Genomic DNA, 11,734 nt, shown 5'->3' with positions numbered 1-11,734 from the left:
CGGATGTCCCCACAACGCCTGGCCGGCCTGCCCGCCGGCCGCCGCGGCAAGTACGCGGTCCTCCTTTTCTGGCTGGCGCTGCTCGTGGCGGCCGGCCCCCTCGCAGTGAAGCTCGGCGAGGTCCAGGACAACTCGACGCTCGGCGCGCTGCCGGCCGGCGCCGAGAGCAGCCGGGCGGCGCAACGGGCCGAGGCGGCCTTCCCCGACTCGCGGCATCCCCTCGCGATCGCCGTCTACGTCCGCGACAGCGGCCTCACCCCGGCCGACCGGGCCCGGGTCGAGGCTGACCGGGCCGCCTTCGCCGCGTACGCCGACGGCGGCGCGGTGTCCCCGCCGGTCGCCGCCGCCGACGGCCGGGCGCTGCTGCTGTCCCTGCCGGTCAGCCTCGACGACGAGCGGCGCGCCGAGGCCGTCGACGCGCTCAAGGACCGGCTGGCCGACCGCGCGCCACCCGGCCTGCGGACCGCGCTCACCGGGGACGCGGCCGCCGAGCACGACGTCTTCGACGCGTTCTCCGGAATGGACGGCGCGCTGCTGCTGGCCACCGCGCTCACCGTCGCCCTGCTCCTGCTGATCACCTACCGCAGCCCGGTGCTGTGGCTGATCCCACTCGTCGCGGTGGCCGTGGCCAACCAGCTCGCCGGGGCGGTGGTCTACCTGCTGGCCAGGCACGCCGGGCTGGCCGTCGACTTCCAGAGCCAGACCATCCTCACCGTGCTGGTCTTCGGCGTCGGCGTGGACTACGCCCTGCTGCTCATCGCCCGCTACCGGGAGGAGCTGCGCCGGCACGCCGACCGGCACGCCGCCATGGCGGTCGCGCTACGCCGCTCCGCCGGCGCGGTCTGCGCCTCGGCGGCGACCGTCGCGATCGGACTGCTCTGCCTGCTCGCGGCCGACCTGCCGTCCACCCGCGGCCTGGGCCCGGTCGGCGCGGTCGGCATCGCGGCAGCACTGCTGGCCATGACCACCCTGCTGCCGGCCGTGCTGGTGCTGTGCGGCCGGTGGCTGTTCTGGCCGTTCGTGCCCCGGTACACCCCGGGCGCCGACACCCGGGACCGCGCCGCCGACCACGGGGTGTGGCGGCGGATCGCCGGCCTGGTCGCCGGCCGGCCCCGGGCGGTCTGGCTCGGCACCGCCGCCGCGCTGGCCGCGCTGACCCTGGGCATCGGCAACCTCGGCCTGGGCCTGCCCGACGACGAGTCGTTCACCACCGAGGTCGGTTCGGTCGCCGGGCAGCGGCTGATCGCCGCCCACTTCCCGGGCGGCTCGGCCGCGCCCGCCGAGATCCTGGCCGCCGCCGGTACGGCCGACCGGGTGGTGGCCGCCGCCCGCGCGGTGCCCGGCGTCGCCGAGGTGGGCGCTCCGGAGCGCTCGGCGGACGGCCGGTGGGTCCGGGTGCCGGCCGTGCTCGCCGGCGCGCCGGACAGCGACGACGCCCGGGACACGGTGACCCGGCTGCGGGCCGCCGTGCACGCGGTGCCCGACGCGCGGGCCCTGGTCGGCGGGCGGACCGCCACGATGCTCGACGAGAAGCGCACGGTGAACCGGGACAACCGGGTGGTCATCCCGCTGGTGCTCGCGGTCGTCCTGCTCATCCTGGTGCTGCTGCTCCGGTCGCTGGTCGCGCCGCTGCTGCTGATGGCCAGCGTGGTGCTGTCCTACGCGGCCGCCATGGGCGCGGCCGGGCTGGTGCTCGACGCCCTGGGCCACCCGCGGCTCTTCGTCGGGGTCCCGTTGCAGGCGTTCCTGTTCCTCGTGGCGCTCGGTGTCGACTACACGATCTTCCTGATGACCCGGGCCCGCGAGGAGGTCGCGCGGATCGGGCACCGGCCGGGCGTCCTGCGCGCGCTCACCGTCACCGGCGGGGTGATCACCAGCGCGGGCGTGGTGCTGGCCGCCACCTTCGGCGCGCTGCTGGTGCTGCCGCTGGTGCCGTCGGTGCAGATGGGCGTCATCGTGGCGCTCGGCATCCTGCTCGACACCCTGCTGGTGCGCAGCCTGCTGACCCCGGCGCTGACCCTGGACCTCGGGGCGCGCACCTGGTGGCCGGGCCGGCTCGCCCGGCGGTCGCCGCAACCGGCACCGGCGGAGCCCGCCCTGGCCCGCACCTGACCCACCCGCTTCTCACCGGCGGCCCCGGCACGACGCCGGGGCCGCCGGGTTCGGACCTGAACCGCCGCTCCGGCCCGGCCGGCCCGCCCCGGGGTCAGCCGGCGAGCAGGGCCGCCATCCGCTCGGCCTGGGTCTCCCAGCGCCACTCCCGCTCCACCCAGGCCCGGCCGGCCGCGCCGAGCTGGCGGGCCAGGTCCCGGTCGGCCAGCAGGGTCGCCACCCGGTCGGCGAGCTGGGCCACGTCCCGGCCGCGGACCACGTAGCCGGTCTCGCCCTCCCGGACGGCGTCCGGCGCGCCACCCGAGTCGCCGGCCACCACCGGCAGCCCGGTAGCGCTGGCCTCCAGGTAGACGATCCCCAGGCCCTCGACGTCCAGGCCGCGGTTGCGGGTCCGGCAGGGCATGGCGTAGACGTCACCGGCGGCGTAGTGGGCCGGCAGCTCGGCCGACGGCACCGAGCCGGTGAACACGACGTCGCGTTCCACCCCGGTCTGCCGGGCCAGCTTCGCCAGCGTCGCCCGGTAGGGCCCGCCGCCGACGACCAGCAACGCGGCGTCCGGCACCCGGCGGCGGATCTCCGGCATCGCCCGGATGAGCATGTCCTGCCCCTTGCGCGGGACCAGCCGCGAGACGCACACCACCACCGGCCGGTCGGCCAGCCCCAGCCGCAGCCGCACCCGCTCGCCGTCGACGGCAGGGTGGTAGGTGTCCACGTCGACGCCCGGCGCGAGCCGGCGCAGCTCGGTCACCCCGTCGAGCACTCGGGCCAGCCGGACCCGGGTGTATTCGCCGAGGTAGGTGGTGACGTCCACGCCCCGGCCGATCCGGCGCAGCGCCGTCCGGGCGCCGGGCAGCGTGGCCCAGCCGGCCTCGTGGCCGTGGGTGAGCGCCACGGCCCGGCGGATCCCGGCCCGCCGGCGCAGGCCCGCCGCGAGCAGCCCCAGCGGCGCGGCCGCGCCGAACCACACCGTGTCGCAGTCGTACGCCCGCGCCAGCCGCGCCGCCCGGCGGGCCACCAGCGGGGTGGGCAGCAGCACCTTGGTGCGCTCCCGGACCACCTCGAACGGCTGGTCGGCGTCGAACTTCGCCGCGCCGCGCCAGCTCGACGCGTAGACCACCACGGAGCCCGGGGGCTGCCGCACCGCCAGGTGGTGCACGAACGACTGGATGCCGCCGGGGCGGGGCGGGAAGTCGTTGGTGATCAGCAAGGTGCGGCTCATCGGCCCGACTCCCTGGCGTAGGCGCGGGCGGCGGCCATCCGCTCCACGGTGGACGGGTGGGACGCCGACCAGAGGTATTCCCAGCGGGGCGGGTCGGGGTCGGCCAGGTTCACCCCGGCCAGGCGGCGCTGCATCGCCTCGAAGGTCGCCGGGTCACCGGTGAGCGCCAGCGCGTGCGCGTCGGCCCGGGCCTCCACCCGCCGGGAGACCAGCGCCTGCGCCGGCGTGGCCAGCAGGCCGGCCACCGTGACCAGCGCGAGCAGCAGCGGGAACGCCCGCGGTTGGGCGATCGAGTCGACGCCGGCCAGCCGCAGCAGCGGCGCCCAGGACCCGATGAGGTAGAGGGCCACCACCGCGGCGGCGGCACCCAGCGCACCGGTCAGGGTGCCGGTCCAGACGTCCCGGTCCTTGGCGTGCCCCAGCTCGTGGGCGACCACGCTGGTCACCTCCGCCGGGTCCGCCTCGCGCAGCAGGGTGTCGTAGACCACCACCCGCCGCGTCGGCCCCAGCCCCGAGACGTACGCGTTGACCGCCCGGGTCCGCCGCGAGGCGTCGGCGACCAGCACGTCGCGTACGGGGACCCCGTCGCGGGCCGCCAGGCTGGTCAGCTCGGTGCGCAGGGGGCCGGGCTCCATGGGGGTGAACCGGTTGAACACCGGCTCGACCAGCACGGGCAGCACGAACGACAGCAGCACCACGAGCGCGGCGGCGCCGGCCGCACCGAACGCCCACCACCAGCGCGGGGAGAGCCGGACCACGGTGTAGAAGCCGAGCAGGACGAGCGCGCCGATGACCGCGCTGACCGCGTACGACTTGAGCAGGTCGACGGCCCAGCCGCCCCAGCCCTGGGTGCTCAGCCCGTAGCGGGTCAGCACGGTCTGCCGCCAGGCGGCGAAGGGCAGGGTGAGCAGGTCGGCGAGGAACATCACGGCCAGCCCGCCGAGCACCGCCTGGGCGGTCCAGTGACCGCCGAGGGGCCGGCCGGCCAGCTCGACCAGGCGGCTGCCGAGCGGGGTGAGCCCGAGCAGCAGGGCCACCACGAGGCCGACGGCGAGCGCCGACCAGCCGGCCGGGCGCAGCGCGCCGTGGAAGGCCCGGCCCCGGGCCACCTGGTCGACGGGAAGCGCGCGCAGCGCCGCGAGCTGGTCGGCGCGGGGCGCCGGCGGCCGGGTCCACGGCACCAGCAGCGCCCCGGCGACGAGCAGCGCGACGGCCAGCCCGGCCAGGGTCAGCACCGCCCAGCCGCGCGGGGTCACCGAACCACCCCGTCGCGCCCTACCCGGTCCATGCCGCTCCCCTCCCGCCGTGAGGGCTCATCCTAAGGCCCGTGGGCGGCAGGGTGGCCGTGGTGGCCGGGCGGGATCAGGCGACCCGGCGGCGGGACCGACGCCGGGGAGCGGGCGGGGCCGACAGCACCTGCACCTCGAAGCCGGCCCGGGCGAACACCTCGATCGCCCGGTGCTCGGCGGGGCCCAGGTCGGCCGCCGCGGCGCCGGTGTCGAGCAACGCGGTCACCAGGCAGCCGGAACACCCGGCGCCCCGGATCCCGCACGTGTCGCAGTCGATGAGCATCCACGCCTCCTGACGGGTCGCCGGTGGCGGACAGGAGAGGTGCCCACCACCGTCGGTCACCAGAAGGCTAGGCCGGGGGTGTGACAGAACCGGACAACGAGGCAGCACCCACCCCGAACCCGATCATCGCCGTCAGGACCGGGCGAGCCGCCGCAGCAGCGAGTCGGCGCCGAGCGGGTAGGCGCCGTGCCGGCGTACCCCGTCGGCGACCTCGCGGTCCGAGGAGACCACCACCACCGGCCGCCCGGCCGGCTCGGCGCGGACCAGGCGGCGGATCAACTCGTCCGCCGTCTCTCCCTTGCGGGAGAAGAGGACCCGCACCCCGCGCGGCGCGGGCGGCAGCCCGTGGATCCGTTCGGCGCCGTCGAAGACCACGGTGACCTCGTCCCCGGTCTGCGCGGCGATCCCGCCCAGCCCGGTGATCAGCCGCTTGCGCTGCTGCTCCAGCGACATCTCGCCGAAACCGCGCTTGGTGACGTTGTAGCCGTCCACCACGAGATGCGCCCTGGGCAGGGCGAGCAGCTGGTCGAGGCGGGCGGGGTCGTCGGTGTCCCGGGCCCGGGTCGCGGCCCCGGCGGGGGTGGCACCGGGCTGGTCGGCGAACGCGTCGGCGACGAAGTCGGCGGGCAGCTTGTCCACCGGGTCCAGGGCCAGCTCGCGGCGGAGCCCGACGGCGGCCTGCCCGATCGTCTCCAGCAGCAGCCACAGCCTGGCCTCGTCGACCGACCGGGCCTCCTTGGCGCTGACCCGGGCCACCCCGGCCGCGGCCTCCGCCTCGGCCAGCCGGGCCCGGGCCCGGCGCAGCTCGGCGTCCGCGTCGGCGGCCGCGCGGGCGGCCCGGCCGCGCTCGGTGGCCAGCATCTCGGTGGCCTTGCGCTCCCGGGCCTGGGTCTCCCGCAGGGTACGGGTGATCTGCCGGGCCTCCTCGCGGAGCTGGCCCAGCTCCTCGCGGACCCGGGCGAGCTCGTCGCGGAGCTTCTCCGCCTCGACCCGGGCCACGGCCCGGTCGTGCTCGGCGCGGGTGGCCCGCTGCTCGGCCTCGCGGACCAGCTCGGCGACCACCGCGCTGTCCGCCTCGGCGCGCACCGCGGCGCCGCTGGCCTCGATCAGCTCGCGCCAGCCCCGGGGCCGGGCCAGGTAGGCCAGGGCGGCCACCTCGACCGGGTCGGCCGCCGCCGGGGCGGTCCCCTCCACGACGGCCGCGCCCAGGTCGCCGGCGTCGGCGAGCACCCGGGCGGTGACCCGCTGCCGGAACAGCGGGTCGGCGGTGAGCTGGGCGGCGATGGCCGGGGCGCCGAGCCGGGCGCGCCGGTTGGGGGCGAACTTGGCCACCCGGCGCAGCGGCACGGGCACCTCGTCGGCGGCCAGCCCGGGCAGCACCGCGGCCGTGAGCGTCACGATCCGCTGCCGGACCGGCTCGGGCAGGGTGGGCTCCGGCTCGGGTGGCGCGGCGGGGGTCTCACCGGCGTCGTGCGCGCCGACCAGCGACTCCTCCGCGGAGAAGTGGTCGTCGTGCGGCTCGGTGAGGGGCATGTGGCAAGTCTCCCACCCCGAACGGGCCCACCGCCCGGTGAGTGAGCCGATCTCTCATCCTACCGCCGGCGTGACCGGTGGGGCTGCCGGGACGGGAGTGTCGGACCCCGCCGCTAGCGTGCCCGCGTGACGCGAGCGGACTACGTCCAGGAGGCCCTGGCCGGCCTGGACCGGGTGGCGGGCACGGGGGTGGACCCCGCGCTGCCGCTCTACGCGACCACCTTCGTGGTGGTCGACCTGGAGACCACCGGCGGCGCGCCGGACGGCGGCGGAATCACCGAGATCGGCGCCGTGAAGGTGCGCGGCGGCGAGGAGCTGGGCGTGCTGGCCACCCTCGTCAACCCGGGGGTCCCGATCCCGCCGTTCATCACCGTGCTGACCGGGATCACCCAGGCCATGCTGCTTCCCGCGCCGCCGATCGAGCGGGTGCTCCCGAGCTTCCTGGAGTTCGTCACCGACGCCGTCCTGGTCGCCCACAACGCCCCCTACGACGTGGGCTTCCTCAAGGCCGCCTGCGCGAAGCACGGCTACCGCTGGCCCAACCCCCGCGTGCTGGACACCGCCGCGCTGGCCCGCCGGGTGCTCACCCGCGACGAGGTGCCCAACCGCAAGCTGGGCACCCTGGCGGCCTACTTCCGCACCGCCACCCAGCCCACCCACCGGGCGCTGGACGACGCCAAGGCCACCGTCGACGTGCTGCACGGGCTGATCGGCCGGCTCGGCGGGCACCGGGTGGACACCATCGGCGAGGCCATCGAGTTCGCCCGGGCGGTCACCCCGACGCAGCGCCGGAAGCGGCACCTCGCCGAGGGGCTGCCGAAGGTGCCCGGCGTCTACATCTTCCGGGCCGCCGACGACCGGCCGCTCTACGTCGGCACCTCCGGCGACATCGCCACCCGGGTGCGCAGCTACTTCACGGCCGCCGAGAAACGGGCCCGGATCTCGGAGATGCTGGCCGCCGCCGAGCGGGTGGAGGCGGTCGAGTGCGCCCACTCGCTGGAGGCCGAGGTGCGCGAGCTCCGGCTGATCGCCGCGCACGCGCCGCCGTACAACCGGCGGTCGAAGTACCCGGAGCGCCAGGTCTGGCTGAAGCTGACCGACGAGGCCTACCCGCGGTTGTCGATCGTCCGCGACCTCGCCCCCACCGACTCGGCCTACCTCGGCCCGTTCCGGTCCAAGCAGGCCGCCGAGCTGGCCGCCGCCGGGTTCCACGACGCGGTGCCGCTGCGCCAGTGCACCCACCGGCTGTCCCGGCGCACCACCATGCCGGCCTGCGCGCTGGCCGAGCTGGGTCGCTGCCCGGCGCCCTGCGAGCACCTGATCACCCCCGAGGAGTACGACCACCGCGCCGCCGTCCCGTTCCGCACCGCCACCCGGGACGACCCGCAGGTGGTGGTGGACGCCCTGCTGGCCCGGATCGAGGCGCTCTCCGCCGCCCAGCGCTACGAGGAGGCCGCCGTGGTGCGCAGCCGGCTGGCCGCGGTGCTGCGCGCGGCGGTCCGGATGCAGCGCCTGGCCGCGCTGACGGGCATCGCCGAGCTGGCCGCCGCCCGCCCGGCCGCCCGGGGCGGCTGGGAGCTGGCCCTGGTGCGCCACGGCCGGCTGGCCGGCGCCGGGGTGTCCCCGCCGGGTGTCCACCCGCGACCGACCATCACCGCGATCCGGGCCACCGCCGAGACGGTCCTCCCCGGGCACGGTCCGGTGCCGGCGGCCACCGCCGAGGAGACCGAGCGGATCCTGTCCTGGTTGGAGCGACCGGAGACCCGGCTGGTCGAGACGTCGGCCGGATGGGCCTCGCCGGTCGCCGGCGCGGGCCGGTTCCGCGACCTGCTGACCAAGGCGGAAAACGGCGCGTCCCACCAACTCTCGACCGAACGCTCATGACCAAGTGTCCGATCGGACTACGTCAACTCCCTTAGGCTGTTAGAGAAGTGCAGTCCTGCCCGATTCGCGGGTCTGCTCCCGGTCGCCGGCCCCGGCACCCCCGGGGGCCGGGGTGAGGAGGTGTCCCAGGTGGACGTCGACGCCGGACACGGCGCCGCCCTGGGCGGCGCCCTCCCGACCCAGCCCGGCGACCTGCCGCTCTCCCGGCGCCTGCGCTCCCTGCTCACCTGGCCCACCACCGACAACGATCCCGTCACCGCGCTGGTCCGCGCCCATCGCGGCATCCATCCCAGCGCCGACGCGTCGGTGCTGCGGCGGGCCTACACGATCGCCGAGAACATGCACCGCGGCCAGTTCCGCAAGAGCGGCGAGCCGTACATCACCCATCCGCTCGCGGTCGCCCAGATCTGCGCGGACCTCGGCATGGACACCACCACCCTGGTCGCCGCGCTGCTCCACGACACCGTGGAGGACACCCGCTACACCCTCCAGGCGCTGCAGGAGGACTTCGGGGGCCAGGTGGCCCACCTGGTCGACGGGGTGACCAAGTTCGACAAGGCGTTCTACGGCAAGGCCGCCGAGGCGGAGACCGTCCGCAAGATGATCGTGGCGGCCGGCAAGGACGTCCGGGTGCTGATCATCAAGCTGGCCGACCGGCTGCACAACATGCGCACCCTCGGGGTCCGCTCGGCCGCCTCCCGGGAGCGGATCGCCCGCAAGACCCAGGAGGTGCTCGTCCCGCTCTGCGACCGGCTGGGCATCCAGACCCTCAAACGCGAGCTGGACGACGTGGTGCTGCTGCACCTGCAACCGGAGGAGCACGCGCGGATCGCCCGGTTCGTGCACGACCGGCCGGGCTGGGACGCCTACCTCGACGACGTGGTGACGAAGACGCGGGTGGCCCTGCGCCGCAGCCGGGTGGACGCCGAGGTCGGCCCCCGCCCCCGGCACCTCTACTCGATCTGGAAGGACACGGTGGCCGGCGAGCACACCGCGCCCTACGACCTGCCCCGCATCGCCATCGTGGTGGACGGTCCGGCCACCGACTGCTACGCCGCGCTCGGCGCGGTGCACGGGCTCTGGCGGCCGGTGCCGGGGCGCTTCAAGGACTTCATCGCCTCCCCGAAGAACAACCTCTACCGGTCCCTGCACACCAGCGTCTGCGGCCCCCAGGACAGAACCGTCGAGGTGCTGATCCGCACCGAGGAGATGCACCACTCCGCCGAATACGGCGTGGCCGCCCACTACCGCTTCCCCCGCGCCACCGGCCGCGCCGACGACCGGGTGGACGAGCTGGCCTGGCTGCGCCGGGTGCTCGACTGGGAGCAGGAGACGGTCGACCCGATCCAGTTCATGGAGTCGCTGCGCTGCGACCTGGCCGAGGCGCAGATCCAGGTGGTCGCCGACGGCCGGCAGGTGGTGCTGCCGGCCGGGGCCACCCCCGTCGACCTCGCCTACGAGCTGGGCACCGAGCGGGGCGACCACTGCCTCGCCGCGCGGATCAACGGCCGGCTCGCCCCGCTCTCCTCCGAACTGGAGGAGGGCGACGTGGTGGAGATCTTCACCGAGAGCGACGCGGAGAGCGGCTTCGAGGTCGACGTGGCACCGCGCGGGCCGCGCCGGGAGTGGCTCGGCTTCGTCAAGTCCCCGCACGCGCAGATGCAGATCAACCGCTGGTTCGCCGAGCACACCGAGCCGGGCATCTCGATCGCCGACAAGGTCCGCCTCGGCCGCGCCACCATCGGCCTGGCGCTGCGCAAGCACGACCGGGGCCTGGCCAGCGACCTGCCGCTGCTGCGGCTCTCCGAGGAACTGGGCTACCCCGACCTGGAGACCCTGCTGGTGGCGGTCTTCGACCGCACCGTGGAGCCCGACACGGTGGTCCGGCAGCTGATCGATCTGGTCGACCACCGGCAGTAGCGAGCTCCGCTCATCCGCCGGCGCCGCCCGGCCACTAGCCTTACAGGCATGATCCCCCGCGCGCGTGCCACCGGACGGGCCCTCGGCTACCAGATCTTCTACCGGCTCCCGGTCCCGCTGCGGCGCCGGCTGGTCCGGCTCGCCGTGCCGAAGTACATCGTCGGCGCGGTCACCCTGGTCCGGGACTCCGAGGCCGGCGGGGCGGGGCGGATCCTGCTGCTGCGCCAGCCGCCCGGCCACAGCTGGACCCTCCCGGCCGGGCTGCTGCAGCGCGCCGAGGCGCCGGTGGTCGGCGCGGCCCGCGAACTGTACGAGGAATCCGGCATCCGGCTGGCCCCCGAGCGGCTCCGCCCGGCCGTGCCGAACGCCGTGGTGCACGCCAAGGGCTGGGTGGACGTGGTCTTCGAGACGGAGGTGCCGGCCTCCAGCACCGAGCTGACGGTGGACGGCGCCGAGGTCTTCGAGGCCGCCTGGCACCCGCTGGACGACCTGCCCCGGCTGAGCCGGGCCACCGCCAACCTGCTCCGGTACTACGGGATCGGCCCGCGCGCGGGCGAGGTCCCGCCGGCGGCGCCACCCGCCGCGTGACCGCCCCCGACGCGGCCGGACCCGGCTGGCGGGCCGCCGTGGACGTCTGCGCGGTGGTGCTCGCCGCCGGGGAGGGGACCCGGCTGCGCCCGCTCACCGCGCACCGGCCCAAGGCGCTCTGCCCGGTCGGCAACGTGCCACTGCTCGACCGGGCGCTGGACCGGCTCGCCGGGCTGGGCCTCACCGGGCCGGACCGGGTCGCGGTGAACGCCTGCTACCTGGGCGGGCAGGTGGTGACGCACGTGGGCGCCCGGGCGCACCTGTCGGTCGAGCCGGGCGACCCGCTCGGCACCGCCGGCGGGCTCGGCAACCTGCGGGACTGGATCGCCGGGCGGGGGGTGCTGGTCGGCAACGCCGACGCGTACCTGACCGACCCGGACGCCCCGCCGGGGCCGGACGTGGCGGCGCTGCTGGACGGCTGGGACGGGCGGAGCGTACGCCTGCTCGGCCAGCCGGCGGACGACCCGGCCGCCCCCGGCACCTTCGACGGCCACCGGTTCGTGGGGTTCTCGCTGCTGCCGTGGCGGCTGGTCCGGGAGCTGCCGCCGACCTTCGGCGACCTGGTCCGGGCGGTGTGGCGGCCGGCGGAGGCGGTCGGCGCGCTCACCGTGGTCCCCTACCCGGGGACCTTCTACGACACCGGCACCCCGGCCGACTACCTGGCGGCCAACCTGCACGCGGCCGGCCCCGGCGGCCTGGTCGACCCGTCCGCCACCGTTGACGGGCGGGTGACGCGCTCCGTGGTCGGCGCGGGCGCGGTGGTCCGCGGCACGGTGGACCGCTCGGTCGTCTGGCCCGGCGCGACGGTCGCCGCGGGGGAACGCCTCAGCCGGGTGATCCGGGCGGGCGCCGACCTGACCGTCCCGGCGGCCCGGTGACCCACCCAGCCCTTAGCATGGGCCTCGA

At 76.3% G+C, this 11,734-nt stretch carries 9 protein-coding genes; 5 read left to right on the top strand and 4 right to left on the bottom strand.

Annotated elements, in window-relative coordinates; genetic code table 11:
• Positions 1–3 precede the first annotated feature (3 nt).
• Positions 4–2,112, top strand: a complete 2,109-nt coding sequence (locus tag ABZ452_RS07045; RefSeq protein ID WP_357939775.1) for an MMPL family transporter — start codon at positions 4–6, stop codon at positions 2,110–2,112.
• A 94-nt stretch (positions 2,113–2,206) separates the two neighbouring features.
• On the opposite strand, the gene ABZ452_RS07040 is transcribed toward ABZ452_RS07045, so the two are convergent.
• The 4 genes from ABZ452_RS07040 to ABZ452_RS07025 all read right to left on the bottom strand — a co-directional run bounded on the left by ABZ452_RS07040 (position 2,207) and on the right by ABZ452_RS07025 (position 6,436).
• The gene (locus tag ABZ452_RS07040; protein ID WP_357939773.1) at positions 2,207–3,331 is read right to left on the bottom strand and encodes a glycosyltransferase family 4 protein; all 1,125 of its coding nucleotides are present in this window, start codon (positions 3,329–3,331) and stop codon (positions 2,207–2,209) included.
• Positions 3,328–4,587: a M48 family metallopeptidase gene (locus ABZ452_RS07035; RefSeq protein ID WP_357939772.1), complete on the bottom strand. Its 1,260-nt coding sequence runs from the start codon at positions 4,585–4,587 to the stop codon at positions 3,328–3,330. Before ABZ452_RS07035 ends, ABZ452_RS07040 begins: the two co-directional genes overlap by 4 nt.
• 106 nt (positions 4,588–4,693) lie before the next feature.
• On the bottom strand, positions 4,694–4,903 hold the full coding sequence (locus ABZ452_RS07030) for a hypothetical protein (RefSeq protein WP_357939771.1): 210 nt from the start codon (positions 4,901–4,903) through the stop codon (positions 4,694–4,696).
• Positions 4,904–5,035: 132 nt separating this feature from the next.
• Positions 5,036–6,436: an NYN domain-containing protein gene (locus ABZ452_RS07025; protein ID WP_357939770.1), complete on the bottom strand. Its 1,401-nt coding sequence runs from the start codon at positions 6,434–6,436 to the stop codon at positions 5,036–5,038.
• A gap of 126 nt (positions 6,437–6,562) precedes the next feature.
• Here ABZ452_RS07025 and ABZ452_RS07020 point away from each other — a divergent pair, with 126 nt between their 5' ends.
• The 4 genes from ABZ452_RS07020 to ABZ452_RS07005 all read left to right on the top strand — a co-directional run bounded on the left by ABZ452_RS07020 (position 6,563) and on the right by ABZ452_RS07005 (position 11,706).
• Positions 6,563–8,320 carry a DEDD exonuclease domain-containing protein gene (locus ABZ452_RS07020; RefSeq protein ID WP_357939769.1) on the top strand — a complete coding sequence of 586 codons (1,758 nt, stop codon included), beginning with the start codon at positions 6,563–6,565 and terminating at the stop codon, positions 8,318–8,320.
• A gap of 129 nt (positions 8,321–8,449) precedes the next feature.
• Positions 8,450–10,240 carry a RelA/SpoT family protein gene (locus ABZ452_RS07015; protein ID WP_357940060.1) on the top strand — a complete coding sequence of 597 codons (1,791 nt, stop codon included), beginning with the start codon at positions 8,450–8,452 and terminating at the stop codon, positions 10,238–10,240.
• Between the two features lie 48 nt (positions 10,241–10,288).
• Positions 10,289–10,828, top strand: a complete 540-nt coding sequence (locus ABZ452_RS07010) for an NUDIX domain-containing protein (protein ID WP_357939768.1) — start codon at positions 10,289–10,291, stop codon at positions 10,826–10,828.
• Entirely contained in the window at positions 10,825–11,706 is an 882-nt protein-coding gene (locus ABZ452_RS07005) for a sugar phosphate nucleotidyltransferase (protein WP_357939767.1), read from the top strand. The genes ABZ452_RS07010 and ABZ452_RS07005 overlap by 4 nt, the downstream gene beginning before the upstream one ends.
• Positions 11,707–11,734: the final 28 nt, after the last annotated feature.

This window comes from Micromonospora sp. NPDC005707 (assembly GCF_040631005.1).
GTDB lineage: Bacteria > Actinomycetota > Actinomycetes > Mycobacteriales > Micromonosporaceae > Micromonospora.
The sequence above is the reverse complement of the archived record's forward strand: the minus strand, read 5'-3'. Positions and strand labels throughout refer to the sequence as shown.

Bases quoted from the DNA above. Each gene is read 5' to 3' on its own strand.
- ABZ452_RS07045 (WP_357939775.1), top strand. From the start codon at position 4: ATGTCCCCACAACGCCTGGCCGGCCTGCCCGCCGGCCGCCGCGGCAAG.
- ABZ452_RS07040 (WP_357939773.1), bottom strand. From the start codon at position 3,331: ATGAGCCGCACCTTGCTGATCACCAACGACTTCCCGCCCCGCCCCGGC.
- ABZ452_RS07030 (WP_357939771.1), bottom strand. From the start codon at position 4,903: ATGCTCATCGACTGCGACACGTGCGGGATCCGGGGCGCCGGGTGTTCC.
- ABZ452_RS07025 (WP_357939770.1), bottom strand. From the start codon at position 6,436: ATGCCCCTCACCGAGCCGCACGACGACCACTTCTCCGCGGAGGAGTCG.
- ABZ452_RS07010 (WP_357939768.1), top strand. From the start codon at position 10,289: ATGATCCCCCGCGCGCGTGCCACCGGACGGGCCCTCGGCTACCAGATC.